This is a genomic window from Lonepinella sp. BR2271, from assembly GCF_051851515.1.
In the GTDB taxonomy this organism is placed as follows: domain Bacteria; phylum Pseudomonadota; class Gammaproteobacteria; order Enterobacterales; family Pasteurellaceae; genus Lonepinella.
In genome coordinates this window covers 32,766-46,772 of record NZ_JBPDVF010000001.1, presented here as the reverse complement: position 1 = coordinate 46,772, position 14,007 = coordinate 32,766, and the positions used below count along the sequence as shown (strand labels likewise).

General features: G+C 42.8%; 12 protein-coding genes, 5 tRNA genes and 1 pseudogene. 11 read left to right on the top strand and 7 right to left on the bottom strand.

The annotated features are described in order from the left end of the window. Positions 1-153 precede the first annotated feature (153 nt). Positions 154-318 carry a hypothetical protein gene (locus ACTG7X_RS00260; protein WP_439256871.1) on the top strand — a complete coding sequence of 55 codons (165 nt, stop codon included), beginning with the start codon at positions 154-156 and terminating at the stop codon, positions 316-318. 1,007 nt (positions 319-1,325) lie between these two features. On the opposite strand, the pseudogene ACTG7X_RS00255 reads toward ACTG7X_RS00260, so the two are convergent. Further along, a pseudogene (locus ACTG7X_RS00255) lies at positions 1,326-1,451 on the bottom strand (ESPR domain-containing protein); the annotation flags it as partial. Positions 1,452-1,810: 359 nt separating this feature from the next. Beyond that, positions 1,811-1,900: transfer RNA gene (locus ACTG7X_RS00250), tRNA-Ser, on the bottom strand. Between the two features lie 155 nt (positions 1,901-2,055). On the opposite strand from ACTG7X_RS00250, the gene dauA reads away from it, so the two are divergent. The 8 genes from dauA (at position 2,056) to hisIE (ending at position 8,550) form a co-directional block, all read left to right on the top strand. Then, positions 2,056-3,801, top strand: coding sequence for a C4-dicarboxylic acid transporter DauA (gene dauA / locus ACTG7X_RS00245; protein ID WP_439256572.1), 1,746 nt, complete (start codon positions 2,056-2,058; stop codon positions 3,799-3,801). 65 nt (positions 3,802-3,866) lie between these two features. Next, on the top strand, positions 3,867-4,961 hold the full coding sequence (gene hisB, locus ACTG7X_RS00240) for a bifunctional histidinol-phosphatase/imidazoleglycerol-phosphate dehydratase HisB (RefSeq protein WP_439256571.1): 1,095 nt from the start codon (positions 3,867-3,869) through the stop codon (positions 4,959-4,961). A gap of 35 nt (positions 4,962-4,996) precedes the next feature. Continuing rightward, complete coding sequence (locus tag ACTG7X_RS00235) at positions 4,997-5,209, top strand: antitoxin (RefSeq protein ID WP_439256570.1); 213 nt, start codon at positions 4,997-4,999, stop codon at positions 5,207-5,209. A 21-nt stretch (positions 5,210-5,230) separates the two neighbouring features. Then, positions 5,231-5,824 carry an imidazole glycerol phosphate synthase subunit HisH gene (hisH, locus tag ACTG7X_RS00230; RefSeq protein ID WP_439256569.1) on the top strand — a complete coding sequence of 198 codons (594 nt, stop codon included), beginning with the start codon at positions 5,231-5,233 and terminating at the stop codon, positions 5,822-5,824. A 100-nt stretch (positions 5,825-5,924) separates the two neighbouring features. Continuing rightward, positions 5,925-6,386, top strand: a complete 462-nt coding sequence (locus tag ACTG7X_RS00225) for a LysM peptidoglycan-binding domain-containing protein (protein WP_439256568.1) — start codon at positions 5,925-5,927, stop codon at positions 6,384-6,386. A gap of 18 nt (positions 6,387-6,404) precedes the next feature. After that, complete coding sequence (gene hisA, locus ACTG7X_RS00220) at positions 6,405-7,154, top strand: 1-(5-phosphoribosyl)-5-[(5-phosphoribosylamino)methylideneamino]imidazole-4-carboxamide isomerase (protein WP_439256567.1); 750 nt, start codon at positions 6,405-6,407, stop codon at positions 7,152-7,154. Beyond that, positions 7,136-7,909: an imidazole glycerol phosphate synthase subunit HisF gene (gene hisF / locus ACTG7X_RS00215; RefSeq protein ID WP_439256566.1), complete on the top strand. Its 774-nt coding sequence runs from the start codon at positions 7,136-7,138 to the stop codon at positions 7,907-7,909. The genes hisA and hisF overlap by 19 nt, the downstream gene beginning before the upstream one ends. Then, complete coding sequence (hisIE, locus tag ACTG7X_RS00210) at positions 7,906-8,550, top strand: bifunctional phosphoribosyl-AMP cyclohydrolase/phosphoribosyl-ATP diphosphatase HisIE (RefSeq protein WP_439256565.1); 645 nt, start codon at positions 7,906-7,908, stop codon at positions 8,548-8,550. Before hisF ends, hisIE begins: the two co-directional genes overlap by 4 nt. A 22-nt stretch (positions 8,551-8,572) precedes the next feature. Here the strand turns inward: hisIE and brnQ are convergent, their stop codons facing one another. From brnQ to ACTG7X_RS00185, 5 genes are all read right to left on the bottom strand, one after another. Further along, a complete protein-coding gene (gene brnQ, locus ACTG7X_RS00205) occupies positions 8,573-9,877 on the bottom strand; it encodes a branched-chain amino acid transport system II carrier protein (RefSeq protein WP_439256564.1) in 1,305 nt (434 codons plus the stop codon). Between the two features lie 24 nt (positions 9,878-9,901). Further along, positions 9,902-11,788 (bottom strand): LTA synthase family protein, encoded by a 1,887-nt coding sequence (locus ACTG7X_RS00200; RefSeq protein ID WP_439256563.1) that lies wholly within the window; start codon positions 11,786-11,788, stop codon positions 9,902-9,904. A 136-nt stretch (positions 11,789-11,924) separates the two neighbouring features. Beyond that, positions 11,925-12,000 (bottom strand) — tRNA-Val (locus tag ACTG7X_RS00195). A gap of 41 nt (positions 12,001-12,041) precedes the next feature. After that, positions 12,042-12,117: transfer RNA gene (locus ACTG7X_RS00190), tRNA-Val, on the bottom strand. 63 nt (positions 12,118-12,180) lie between these two features. Next, positions 12,181-12,256: transfer RNA gene (locus tag ACTG7X_RS00185), tRNA-Val, on the bottom strand. 181 nt (positions 12,257-12,437) lie between these two features. On the opposite strand from ACTG7X_RS00185, the gene gltX reads away from it, so the two are divergent. Both gltX and ACTG7X_RS00175 read left to right on the top strand, forming a co-directional pair. Then, positions 12,438-13,877 carry a glutamate--tRNA ligase gene (gltX, locus tag ACTG7X_RS00180; RefSeq protein WP_439256562.1) on the top strand — a complete coding sequence of 480 codons (1,440 nt, stop codon included), beginning with the start codon at positions 12,438-12,440 and terminating at the stop codon, positions 13,875-13,877. Between the two features lie 54 nt (positions 13,878-13,931). Continuing rightward, positions 13,932-14,007, top strand: a tRNA-Ala gene (locus tag ACTG7X_RS00175).

The window sequence follows — 14,007 nt, the reverse complement described above, 5'->3', positions numbered from 1 at the left end:
GTTGCACAGGCTTGTGTTGCATAACCGACCGCTGTTGCATTCGTTTGGGTTGCGATACTGCCCGCACCGAGTGCTGTGGTGTTTTCTGCCAAGGCTTTGCTATTTACCCCTAATGCAGTGGTTGAGTTAGCCGAAGCAATGGAGTTTGTACCAATGGCAATGGAATCTAACATTGTTGCGTTAGTATCCCTACCTATCGCAATAGAATTTATGCCTGATGCACGTGCGGTTGAGCCGACTGCGGTAGCAAAATCTTGTGACGCATTAGCTTCAGCACCAAGTGCGGTGGAATTATTTCCAGTTGCTTGCGTATTTTGACCAAAGGCAGAAGCAGATTGTCTCGTTGCATCTGCACTTTGACCGACTGCGGTGGCGTATTGTGCAGTTGCTGTGGTGCTTGAACCGATAGCGACGGTATCCGTGGCATTCGCAATAACGTTATAACCTAAAACAGACGCACCTGCTTCACCGGTGGCATTTGAGCCGACTACGGTAGAGTAGTTGCCGTTTGCACGCGCTTGGAAACCGACAGCCGTAGCACGGTTATCCGTAGCGCTCGCAGAAGCACCGACTGCGGTTGCCCCTGCAAGAATTGGGTTGCCCTCGCCATTTACTTGGCTTGTATCAGAATAGGCATAAGCCCCGTTACCAAGCGCGGTGGTGTACATACCAGTCGCATTTGAGTTTGCACCATAGGCAGAAGCGAATTGCTCACCTGCAACAGCATTTGAACCCACTGCGGTAGCATTTAAGCCACCTGTTTGAGTTGCATTACCGATAGCAACTGCGCCAGTGAAGTTTGCATTGGTATTGTTACCAATAGCAACCGCATTTGCTTGCGTAGCGTTAGAGTAGTTACCAATGGCAACTGCAGAACCACCACTAGCATTCGCGTATGTACCATAGGCTGAAGCAAAGCGTCCGCTATTTGCATGATCACCAGTTGATGTGCCACCGTGAACGGCGTTAGACATATGACCAATAGCAACGCTACTAATACCTTCCTTGCTGCTATCTGCTGTTGCATTTGCGCCCCAGCCCATAGCAATACTGACGTGCCCTGACGCATTAGTACTTGTACCAATAGCAATTGAGCCGTTACCTGTTGATGTTGCAGGACGTTGACAGTCGTTCGCACCAATCGCAAGAGTGTTTACATCGCCCGTTGCATTGGCACAAAAAATCGCTGAACCAGCGTTATTGGATGAACCTGTTGCGGAATTCGTTGTAGCAGCCTGAGCTTCAGATGTCATAAAGGCAGTAGCCACGGTTAATGTTGCACCGCTACCTATTACCGTGCCTAAACCCGCCGCAACGGATAAGGCCACTGTACTAATATCTTTACGCAAATCAACTTTCTTTGCGCTTTTACCGTGCGCTTTGCTTAATTCTGAGGTAACCACTAAACGTTGTAACGTGTGGCTCCAAATAACTTTAAAAATTTTGTTCATATAAAAAATTCTATTTTTAGGGATCATGTTTTTCACCTAGAAAACATGCCCTAAAGTGGATCACAATAAAAAAATAGACAACTAAATTGTCTATCTTTCACACATAGTCAATCACTAACTCGCTAAAAAAATACACAAAAACCCCATTCTCTGCGTTCACAACGCAAAAAATTAAGCAGTATGTGACGTGTTAGGAATTAGGAATTAGGAATTAGGAATTAGGAATTATACTACTATCTTTTGGAGTGCGCAAGAGGGAAAATATACTTTATAGAGCGGGCGTGATTAAAGCGTAAATGCGGTATATTGTCATTGTTCTACTCCGTTTGGAGAATGGATTGTTGGGTTAGGATAGGAAGTGGCGGTGAGAGGGGGATTCGAACCCCCGATGCAGTTTCCCACATACACGCTTTCCAGGCGTGCTCCTTCAACCACTCGGACATCTCACCGTTAATTTGATTGCTTAATCGGAATAAGCGGGCGTGATTATAAGAATTAACGCTGCGTTCGTCTAGTCTTTTTTGCATTTTTTGAGATAACGCAAGGTTTTTTGCTGAAATTTTGGTTAGAATAGTCCGTCACGTTTAATTTTCGAGAGAGAAAAATGTTAAATAAATGGTTTCTAACTAAAAATGCCCTGCTGGCGGTTAAGCCTTTTAGTGCGTTACAAGATTCGTTTCGCTTAGGTTATGGCAAAACGCAGTTGGTGAAAGATATTATTGCGGGGTTGACCGTGGGGGTGATTGCCATTCCATTATCCATGGCCTTGGCGATTGCCAGTGGCGTGCCACCGCAACATGGGTTATATACGGCGATTGTGGCGGGCATGGTGATTGCGTTATTGGGCGGTTCTCGCTTTAATATTTCCGGACCGACTGCGGCCTTTGTGGTGATTTTATATCCGGTTACCCAACAATTTGGGCTGGGTGGCTTGCTGATGGCGACCCTGCTATCGGGGATGATTTTAGTGCTGATGGCGCTGTTTCGATTGGGACGGTTAATTGAATATATTCCGTTGCCTGTCACGCTCGGGTTTACCTGTGGGATTGGGATTACCATTGCCACGTTACAAATCAAAGATTTTCTGGGGTTAGATATTGCGGTGATGCCGGCTCATTATGTGGAAAAAATTTATGCGATTTTCACCGCACTTCCGAGCATAAACTGGGGCGATACGGCGATTGGTGTGGTTACGTTATTGACGCTATCCCAATGGCACCGTTTGCGCCTCCCCTTTCCTGGCCATTTGCCGGCGGTTTTGCTCGGCACGCTGTTATCCTTGGGGCTGATTGCGTGCGGTTATGAGGTGCAAACCATTGGATCGGCGTTCCAATACCAACTGGCAGACGGCACGGTGGGACAAGGGATTCCCAATGTGTTACCTGAATTTGTGTTGCCTTGGAATATGCCGAATGCACAAGGAAAATTGGTAGAATGGAATTTTGATACCCTGCAAGCCTTATTGCCAGCAGCGTTTTCCATGGCGGTGTTGGGGGCGATTGAGTCCTTATTGTGTGCGGTGGTGTTGGATAATATGACCAATACCAAACATCATTCTAATAACGAATTATTAGCGCAAGGGTTGGGCAATATTGTCGCACCATTTTTAGGCGGGATTACGGCCACGGCCGCCATTGCACGTTCAGCGGCCAATGTGAAATCGGGGGCGTTCTCCCCGATTGCCAGTTTGGTGCATGGTTTGTTGGTGCTGTTTGCGTTGCTGTTATTCGCCCCCGCCCTGTCTTATCTACCGTTAGCCTCCATGGCGGCCTTGTTGTTAATGGTGGCATGGAATATGGCGGATATTCGGAATATTATTCACTTAGTGCGCCGTTCGGGGGCCAATGAAATTGCGGTGTTATTAACCTGTATTTTTTTAACCGTGATTTTCGATATGGTGATTGCCATTACGGTGGGCGTGTTATTGGCCAGTTTGCTGTTTATTCGTACCATTGCGGAAATGACCAAATCCATTGAGCAAACCCACCCCGAAGATTTAAATGATGTGTTGGTGTATCGCATTAGTGGCCCGCTGTTTTTTGCGGCGGCGGATAATCTGTTTGCGGATTTACACGAAAAAACCGTGCATACGGATCACGAAATCAAGCATATTGTATTGCAATGTGATACGGTGACGGTGTTGGATACAGGGGGCATTCATGCCTTAACCCGCTTTGTGCAACACATGTTGCCACATCAACAACTTTATATGTGCAATATGCAATTTCAGCCGTTGCGCATGATCGTGAAATCCAATGCGGTGGTTGAATTGAAAAAAATTCATTTTGCGGCAGATTTAGAGGCGATTTATCAGACAATCCGTGAAAGAGAAACGCCATCAAGCAATTAATGATTGAATTCTATGGCGTTTGCTGTTAAAAATAATGTCAATCACAGACAAAAGGAAGCCTGACTATGACTGCACAACCGATTTTATTTATTGACCGTGACGGGACATTAATTGATGAACCCAAAACCGATTTTCAGATTGATCGTCTGGAGAAATTAAAACTGGAAAAAAATGTGATTCCTGCCTTACTTAAACTGAAAGAACGTTATCGTTTTGTGATGGTGAGTAATCAAGACGGCTTGGGAACGGATTCTTTTCCGCAAGACAGTTTTGATAAACCGCACAATGCCATGATGGACATTTTTCGTTCGCAAGGGATTGAATTTGATGATGTGCTGATTTGTCCGCATAAGCCAGAAGATCATTGCGATTGCCGTAAACCGCGGATCAAATTATTGGAAAAATATATTGCCAGACAACTTTTTGATCCTGCCAGTAGTTTTGTGATTGGCGACCGTGCCACGGATGTGCAGTTAGCGGAAAATTTAGGCATTCGCGCCTTGCAATATCACCCTGAAAAATTAAATTGGGATTTAATTGCGGAAAAATTGCTAGATGAACCGGTCACCAATATTGGCCACCGTGCGCCACGTTATGCGGAAGTGGTGCGTAAAACCAAAGAAACCGATATTCATGTGCAAGTTTGGCTAGATGAAACCGGTGTCAATGAAATCAAAACAGGCATTGGCTTTTTCGATCACATGCTCGATCAAATTGCCACCCACGGCGGTTTTCGCATGAATGTGTCTTGCCAAGGGGATTTATGGATTGACGAACATCACAGTGTGGAAGATACTGCACTTGCCTTAGGCACCGCCTTAAAACAGGCGATTGGCGACAAGCGTGGTATCGCGCGTTTTGGCTTTGTATTGCCCATGGACGAATGCAAAGCAGAATGTGCGTTAGATTTATCGGGGCGTCCGTTTATTAAATTTCATGCGGATTTCAAACGGGACAAAGTGGGCGATTTCAGCACCGAACTCACCGAACACTTTTTCCAATCCATTGCCTTTACAATGTTAGCTACCTTGCATTTGAGTGTGCAAGGTGAGAATGATCATCATAAAATTGAAAGTTTGTTTAAGGTGTTTGGACGCACCTTAAGACAGGCAATTCGGATTGAAGGGGATGTATTGCCGAGTAGTAAAGGGGTGTTGTAGTTCTCATATATACAAACAAGAATTCGGAGTAAACTATGGCAACAGCAAAATTATTTTGGCGCGGTAATTCTCAGGTTTTACGCTTACCTAAAGCATTTCGCTTTAATGCGAAAGAAGTCAGCATTCAAAAAGAAGGCCAAAAGGTGATCCTTGAACCGATTGTTGATGATTGGGCGTGGTTAGACGAACTGCATGCAATGGGTAAACCAGATGAAAGTTTTATACGTGCGATTAAAGATTTGCAATAACTTACCGTTGGGCAATAAATTATGAAAAATATTATTATCATTGACACGGGTTGTGCCAACCTTTCTTCGGTCAAATTTGCGTTTGATCGTTTGGGTTATCGTGCTGACATTTCGCGCGAGATAAATGCGATCCGCGCTGCGGATAAATTGATTTTACCGGGGGTTGGCACCGCAGTCGCTGCCATGAAAAACTTGGCAGATCGACAATTAATTGAGGTTATTCAAAATTTAACCCAGCCCACGCTCGGTATTTGTTTAGGCATGCAATTAATGACGGCCTATTCTGCCGAGGGTAATGTATCCACCTTAAATCTGATGACTGGCAATACGCAATTAATCCCTGATACCGGTTTACCGTTGCCACATATGGGGTGGAATAAGGTGCGTTATCAAGCGGATCACCCATTATTTGCGGAGATTGAGCAAGCTAGCCATTTTTATTTTGTGCATAGTTATGCAGTGTTACCGAATGAGCATACCATTGCCAGCAGTCAATATGGAGTAGATTTTTCAGCGGCCATTGCGCATAACAACTTCTATGGCGTGCAGTTCCACCCTGAACGTTCCGGCCAAAATGGCGCACAATTATTACGCAATTTTGTGGAAAATATCTAACGTAATGCGCTGGAATTGGTTACGTTCAATACAGATTTATGATAGGCTATAATCTCCATGTTCAACCAGAATTTATATGTTATTTAAATAGGACAATCAAATGAAAAAATCACGTTTTATCTTCCCTTTGGCCGCTTTCGCTTTAGTGGCTTGTACCAGTAGTAGTTCAACAGATACCGCGTCATCAACGGAAGTGGTGGATGTCAGTGAACCTTATAGCAATGTGCAAGTAACGGAAATGCCAACCAATATGGGACAGCCGACCTATCAACAACCGACCATTCAACAGCCCGCCTATAATCCGCCACAAGCCAGTTATGACGCAAGCAACAGCAGCGAGCAAGTGGGCAATTGTACGGTGGTGCGTGACGGTGCCAATACGCCAGTGTATAGCCAAATTCAAAAAGGGTGCTATACCAATGCCAGTTATACCGTCGGCAAATATGATACGTTGTATTTAATTAGCTATTTAAGCGGGAAAAGTATCAATGATATTGCGAGCTTAAACGGCATTTCATCCACGGCGAAGCTCAAAGTGGGTTCCACCTTACGTTTACGTTAATAGGTTTAGGACGACGCCATGAAAAAATCCATCATTATCCCCGCACTTGACCTGATTGACGGCCAAGTCGTACGCTTACATCAAGGGGATTATGCCAAACAAACGACCTATTGTGACGATCCCATTGCGCAATTTGCGCATTATTTAGCACAAGGGGCGGAACAGTTGCATTTGGTGGATTTAACCGGTGCGAAAGATCCGGCCAAACGTCAAACCAAGCTCATTGGTCACATTATTGAAACCACGCAATGTCACATTCAAGTGGGTGGCGGTATTCGCAGCGAACAAGATGTGGCGGATTTATTCGCCGTGGGGGCAAATCGGGTCGTGATCGGTTCAACCGCGGTGAAAAATGCAGACCTTGTAAAAGGTTGGTTTGAAAAATATGGGGCAGAAAAATTTGTCTTGGCGTTAGATGTCAATATTGATGAAAACGGCAATAAAATCATTGCCATCAGTGGTTGGCAAGAAGCTAGCGGGGTGTCGTTGGAAGCCTTAATTGAAGATTATCAATCCGTGGGTTTGCAACATGTTTTATGTACCGATATTTCCCGAGATGGCACCTTAGCGGGGTCTAATGTGGATTTATATCATGAAATTTGTGCCAAATACCCCGCAATCCATTTTCAATCTTCGGGCGGTATTGGCGCATTGTCGGATATTCAAGCCTTAAAAGGCACTGGCGTAGCGGGCGTGATTGTGGGACGTGCCTTATTAGAGGGTAAATTTAATGTAGCTGAGGCGATTGCATGTTGGCAAAACGGATAATTCCTTGTTTAGACGTCAAAGACGGTCAAGTGGTGAAAGGCGTGCAATTTCGCCACCATGAACTGATTGGCGACATTGTGCCACTGGCAAAACGTTATGCCGAAGAAGGGGCGGACGAATTGGTCTTTTATGATATTACCGCCTCATCAGACGGTCGCACCGTGGATAAAAGCTGGGTGGAACGTGTCGCCAAAGTGATTGATATTCCCTTTTGCGTGGCCGGTGGCATTAAAACCATTGCCGACGCAGAACAGCTTTTCGCCTTTGGGGCGGATAAAATTTCAATTAATTCGCCTGCGTTGGAAAATCCCGAATTAATCACCGCACTTTCTCAACGTTTCGGCGTGCAAGCCATTGTGGTAGGCATTGATAGTTGGTTTGAACAAGAAACGGGGAAATATTGGGTGAACCAATATACCGGTGATGAACAGCGTACTCGTCAAACCCACTGGCAATTATTGGACTGGGTCGCTGAAGTGCAACGACGGGGTGCGGGCGAAATCGTGTTGAATATGATGAACCAAGACGGCGTGCGTAATGGCTATGATTTGGTGCAATTAAAAAAAGTGCGTGAGGTTTGTCATGTGCCATTAATCGCATCAGGCGGTGCAGGCGAAATGGTGCATTTTCGGGACGCTTTTGTGGACGCCAATGTTGACGGCGCCTTGGCGGCGAGTGTGTTTCATAAGCAAGTGATTAATATTGGTGAGTTAAAAACCTATTTAGCCACACAACAGGTGGAAGTGAGAAGATGATCAATATCCAACAAATCAACTGGCAAAAAGTCGACAATCTGCTCCCTGTGATTGTGCAACATGCGCAAACTTGCGAAGTGTTAATGCTCGGCTATATGAATGCCGAAGCCTTAAATAAAACGCGGGCGGAAAAGAAAGTGACCTTTTATTCTCGCACAAAACAGCGTTTGTGGACAAAGGGCGAAACATCGGGGCATTTTTTGCATGTGGTGGACATGGCGTTGGATTGCGATCAGGATACCTTATTAATTTTAGTCAATCCGATTGGCCCCACTTGCCATAAAGGCACCGAAAGCTGTTTTAGTGAATTACAAACCTTGCCCGATTGGGTGTTTTTCAGCAAATTAGAAAATCTGATTCAATCACGCAAAAACGCCGATCCGGACAGTTCTTATACCGCTAAACTGTATGCGAAAGGAACAAAGAAGATTGCGCAAAAAGTCGGTGAAGAAGGGGTAGAAACGGCCTTAGCAGCCATGGCGAAAGATCCGGATGAAGTGGTTTCTGAAACTGCGGATCTGCTTTATCATCTTAGCGTATTATTACAAGACGCCAACTTAAATTGGGCGAATGTGATGGACAAACTAAAAGAACGCCACCAAGGCATTGGATTACACCCCGAAGGGTCGAATAAACGATAACATGATGAAAGTGCGGTGAAAATTACCGCACTTTTTCGTTCTCGGACTTTTTTAATACCGCATGCAGTAGATAACCCATACCCAAACCAATCACCGAGAAAATCACCCATTCCATAGAATAGGCTTTAAGCGGTAATTGTTCCGTAAAGCTCACACCTAACACAGAACAGAATGAAATAATTGATACCAAACCAATGGAACAGCGTTGAGCAAGCATAGGCAGTTTGATGAAAATATGGATTGCCATAAGCAAAATCACCGTGATCGCAATGGGATATAACACCAATAACACTGGTACCGATTTACTTAACACCGTATTCAAGCCTTGATTGGCAATAATAAAGCTAATCACCGTGAAAAATAAGGCATAAATTTTGTAGGAAATTTTATGATAAATTTCATAAAAATATTCACTGACCGACACAATTAAGCCAATCGCCGTGGTTAAACAGGCCAAGGTCACGATAAGGCCTAAAATAATACGCCCTAGTTCACCAAAGGTTTGTTGAGCAATATTGTTCAGCAAATAGGTACCCATATCCAGATTTCTTTCTTGAATATAAGCCAAGGCTTGCTCACTCAAATGTGATTTACTGCCAATCCAAGCTAACGAGAGATAAATAAATGCTAATGCAGCGGCGGCAATCAGGCCAGCAAAAATGGTTTGTTGGGTCAGTTGTTTTTGTGTGACGCCTTTTGACTGAATGGCGGAAATCACAATCATGGAAAAGGCAATAGAGGCTAAAGCATCCATAGTGAGATAACCCGAAACAAAGCCTTTAAAAAAGGAGGGTTCATGAATTGTGCTAGGGACGTAATCCACACTTGATAGGGCGAAAATCGCTTTAATCACTAATGCCGCAATGGAGATCAGCAGTGCTGGCGTTAGAATAGAACCCACTCGCTCAACCATTTTAGAGGGACTTAAGGCTAGCCAAAGGGATAAAATAAAATAAAGTGCGGTGAAAATAAATTGTGGAATTTGGGTATCACATTGTAAAAAGGGCTGTACCGCAATTTCAAAAGAAGTCGCCGCCGTACGAGGTATGGCTAAAAACGGCCCAATACTCAGATAAATTGCACTCAAAAAAAGTAAGGAAAACCATGGATTAATTTTTTTTAGTGCTTTGCTGTAACCACCAGGGTAAAACGCACTAACCATAATGCCTAATAGCGGTAATCCAACACCGGTGACGATAAACCCAAAGGCACCTAGCCACATGTGCTCGCCACTTTCTAGGCCCAATTTAGGCGGAAAAATTAAATTGCCAGCACCAAAAAAGATAGCAAAAAGCATAAAGCCGACAATAAAGGTGTTTTTGTTCATAAAATTCTCGTTATTGTTATCGGGTTAATTTGAACCTTTTACTTGAAAATTGATTTGCCAAAATAATAATTTTTTGTAGGCATTAATTTTATTGGTTTCTTCTGTCGTAGATAAGTGAGTTTCATCTGCCACTAACATATCATCTTTCCAAGTATATTTGGTGAGATTATCTGAATGGCAAATCACGCCATGATTATCCGCCCATATTTGTTCATTATAAGCAAAATTATAATGATCATTCACGGATGGCGCTAACAGGTTTTGCCCGCCCAAATTCCAGTATTCTATATCGGATAAGCTCACCGCATAAAGGGTTGGCATAATATCTTTATGTGATCCTATTCGTTTAGGATCAAAGGTAATGTTCAGATTTTGTTGTATTTCATCTGGAATATGCAAGATAAAAGGAACCGCATGGGCAATGAAATATTGTTCAGGCAAGTTTGCGCTCAAGGATCTCACATGGTGATCACCTGTTGCGGCTAAAATCGTCTTATTTTTTACCGCACTTTGGGTAATATTTTGCATAAATTGCCCTAACGCATTGCTGGCATACTGAAATGTACTGAGCATATTGCTGCGTTCTTCATGATTTTTACCAAATCTCTTTTCCAACAAATTGGGTTGAATCGGTAAGGTTTGATAATGATTCGGCACTTGATAGGGCGGATGATTGGTAATGGTTAAAATGTTAATAAATACGGGTTCATCATTTTCCAATAAACATTTTTCAGCTAAGGCGAAAGCAAATTCATCCGCAATTCCCCAGTAAGATAAGGTCTTACGAGCCTCAGGGAAAACGTCAATAATATGGCTTTGATCGTAGATCTCATCTACACCCTGTAAAGGGAGATAATTGCTCAAATTACGCCACATAATGTTACCAGAGGTAATAAAAATAGTTTTGTAGCCTTGTTTTTTATAAGCTAAAAATGGCGTATGAGCTAATGGTGTTTTTTGTGCAATGGATTGGCTAATATTTTGTATCGGGCTATTAAAATAAAGATAAGCCAAACTTGGCGCCGTGCCACTGGATGAAGATAAAAAACGTTTGAACGTGAAACTGTTCTCGTAAAATGGACGGAGTTTTCCGAGTAAATCATTATGAATGGGATCGTCTAATACCAAACAATTCATGGCAAAACTTTCCATCAAAGCTAGCACCACATTTGGACGAGTCTTAGCGAGATAATCTGATGGTGGAACGCTATCGAGCAAGGAATCTTTCTGTAATGCGACTTGCATTAAAGCACGCCCTGTTTCCAAATCCACGGGTTCAAATGTGATTTCTCTTTTTCTATCTTTAAATGCCCATTCCATTGCCACAATCCCATTAGGTACCATTTTATTTAAAATCGCCAATGTGGAAATTTGGACATGAGATTTCCCTAAGGGTAAAGAACGAATCGTGCCACGAGCTAAGAATGCAATACCGAGAAAAGTCATGAAGTAAACTAAAATGAGTATAAAAATGCTGTCTGAAAAAGAGAAAACTTGATTTTGGGTCGCATAATAACTAAAACTAGCTGGAAGATAGGCTAAAATCAGGCATAAAAACAACATTTTTATCACGGGATAATCTTCATAGATATTTTTCAGTACGGCTTGCGTATCATCTTCTTTTAGGCCGAACATGAAAATATCATAGTAATTTTGATAGGTTTTAAAGTAAAAATAATTCCCAATGAGAATGCTGATAAAAATAAAAGAAATAATAAAAATATAGCCCGACAAGATCCAAGCATTGACAGAGAGGTGAGTATTAATAAAGCTGAATAATGAACCGATAAGAAAAGGGAGAGATAAAATAATCGCAATATATTTAGCATCAAATCGCATACCGAGTATACGTAATCGTTTAAAGTGCGGTGCATATTGCTGACTTTCTCGTACTTCTTTTGTTACAAACATTTTTATCATGATTTCACGATGAAATAAGGCAAAACCTAGTAAATAAAAAAATACCAAATAAAGCGTAACGATAAGCGTTTCAAGGTTTAGAAATGACACTCTATTTTACTCAATCTTATCTAAAATATAATCAAAGTGGTGGGCGATACCGGTCTCGAACCAGTGACCCCCTCCTTGTAAGGGAGGTGCTCTCCCAACTGAGCTAATCGCCCTACGATAACAGCTATAAAAGCCTGTTTGTAGATTGTTTAAGTGGTGGGCGATACCGGTCTCGAACCAGTGACCCCCTCCTTGTAAGGGAGGTGCTCTCCCAACTGAGCTAATCGCCCACTTAAACAAGGGAAAACACATAAACGTTGCAAGAAACTTATCAATATTACATCGTTGAAAAGTGGTGGGCGATACCGGTCTCGAACCAGTGACCCCCTCCTTGTAAGGGAGGTGCTCTCCCAACTGAGCTAATCGCCCTTGCACCGCTAATTGCGTTGTGGAGTGCATTATAAGTATTCTTGAATTTCAGTCAATCTATTTCTGCAAAAAATGGTTTAATTGCCGTAAAAATAGCCATAAAATGCAAAATTCAGTTAAGCTAAATCCGAAAAGAAGGTACAATAGCCCACAAATTAAATAAGAATAAGAAAGGTAACTCATGAAAATCGACAATTTATTTCCTTTAGATCCCAATGTGAACGTGCGTACCCGTTTTGCACCGAGTCCAACTGGTTATTTACATGTTGGAGGAGCAAGAACGGCGTTGTATTCTTGGTTATATGCCAAACATCATCAAGGTGAGTTTGTATTACGTATTGAAGATACCGATTTAGAGCGTTCAACGCCAGAGGCAACACAAGCGATTTTAGAGGGCATGGCATGGTTAAATTTAGCTTGGGATCATGGCCCTTATTTCCAAACCAAACGTTTTGACCGTTACAATCAAGTGATTGATCAAATGTTAGAAGAAGGCACCGCATACCGTTGTTATTGTTCTAAAGAACGTTTAGATGAATTACGTCATCAACAAGAACAAAATAAAGAAAAAGCCAAATATGATCGTCATTGTTTACATGATCATAGCCATTCTCCAGATGAACCCCATGTGATTCGTTTTAAAAATCCACAAGAGGGTTCTGTGGTATTTGATGACGCCGTGCGTGGTCGTATTGAAATTAGCAACAGTGAATTAGACGATCTGATTATTCGCCGTACTGATGGCTCACCGACTTACAACTTCTGTGTAGTAGTAGATGACTGGGACATGGGCATTACCCATGTCGTGCGTGGTGAAGATCACATTAATAATACGCCACGTCAAATCAATATTTTAAAAGCGTTAAATGCTCCTGTGCCGACCTATGCACATGTTTCCATGATTAATGGTGATGACGGTCAGAAACTCTCAAAACGCCACGGTGCCGTGAGTGTGATGCAATACCGTGATGACGGTTATTTGCCTGAGGCTTTGATCAACTATTTGGTACGTTTGGGTTGGGGACATGGCGATCAAGAAATTTTTTCACGAGATGAAATGATTTCGCTGTTTGACATTCATTCTGTCAGCAAATCGGCCAGTGCGTTCAATACGGAAAAATTGCAATGGTTGAATCAGCATTATATTCGTACCTTAGATCCAAGCTATGTGGCGAAACATTTAGCATGGCATATGCAAGATCAAGGCATTGATTATGAAAATGGTGTGCCATTGGAAGAGATTATTCCTGTGTTAGGTGAACGTGCGAAAACCTTGAAAGAATTAGCGACTCAAAGCCGTTATTTCTATGAAGAGTTTGATAGCTATGATGAAAAAGCCGCAACGAAAAACTTTAAACCAGAGGCCGTTGTACCATTACAAAAATTAGCCGAAAAATTGACCGCACTTTCTGAGACTGACTGGACGGTGGAAAATATTCATCAAGCCATGAATGATACCGCTGCGGAATTAGAAATCGGTATGGGTAAGGTCGGCATGCCATTCCGTTTGGCTGTGACGGGTTCTGGCCAATCGCCATCGATGGATATTACAGCAAAACTTGTAGGAAAAGACCGCACTTTAGCCAGAATCGCTAAAGCAGTTGAATTTATTCAAAAATAAGCGAAATTTCCTATTGACATTCAGCGTGGCGGAATTTATTATATCGTCACTTTCGGGGGTATAGCTCAGTTGGGAGAGCGCTTGCATGGCATGCAAGAGGTCATCGGTTCGATCCCGTTTACCTCCACCA

Bases quoted from the DNA above. Each gene is read 5' to 3' on its own strand.
- brnQ (WP_439256564.1), bottom strand. From the start codon at position 9,877: ATGAACAAAAACACCTTTATTGTCGGCTTTATGCTTTTTGCTATCTTT.
- hisIE (WP_439256565.1), top strand. From the start codon at position 7,906: ATGATCAATATCCAACAAATCAACTGGCAAAAAGTCGACAATCTGCTC.
- hisF (WP_439256566.1), top strand. From the start codon at position 7,136: ATGTTGGCAAAACGGATAATTCCTTGTTTAGACGTCAAAGACGGTCAA.
- hisH (WP_439256569.1), top strand. From the start codon at position 5,231: ATGAAAAATATTATTATCATTGACACGGGTTGTGCCAACCTTTCTTCG.
- ACTG7X_RS00225 (WP_439256568.1), top strand. From the start codon at position 5,925: ATGAAAAAATCACGTTTTATCTTCCCTTTGGCCGCTTTCGCTTTAGTG.
- hisB (WP_439256571.1), top strand. From the start codon at position 3,867: ATGACTGCACAACCGATTTTATTTATTGACCGTGACGGGACATTAATT.
- ACTG7X_RS00200 (WP_439256563.1), bottom strand. From the start codon at position 11,788: ATGTTTGTAACAAAAGAAGTACGAGAAAGTCAGCAATATGCACCGCAC.
- ACTG7X_RS00260 (WP_439256871.1), top strand. From the start codon at position 154: ATGGCAATGGAATCTAACATTGTTGCGTTAGTATCCCTACCTATCGCA.
- hisA (WP_439256567.1), top strand. From the start codon at position 6,405: ATGAAAAAATCCATCATTATCCCCGCACTTGACCTGATTGACGGCCAA.
- ACTG7X_RS00235 (WP_439256570.1), top strand. From the start codon at position 4,997: ATGGCAACAGCAAAATTATTTTGGCGCGGTAATTCTCAGGTTTTACGC.
- gltX (WP_439256562.1), top strand. From the start codon at position 12,438: ATGAAAATCGACAATTTATTTCCTTTAGATCCCAATGTGAACGTGCGT.
- dauA (WP_439256572.1), top strand. From the start codon at position 2,056: ATGTTAAATAAATGGTTTCTAACTAAAAATGCCCTGCTGGCGGTTAAG.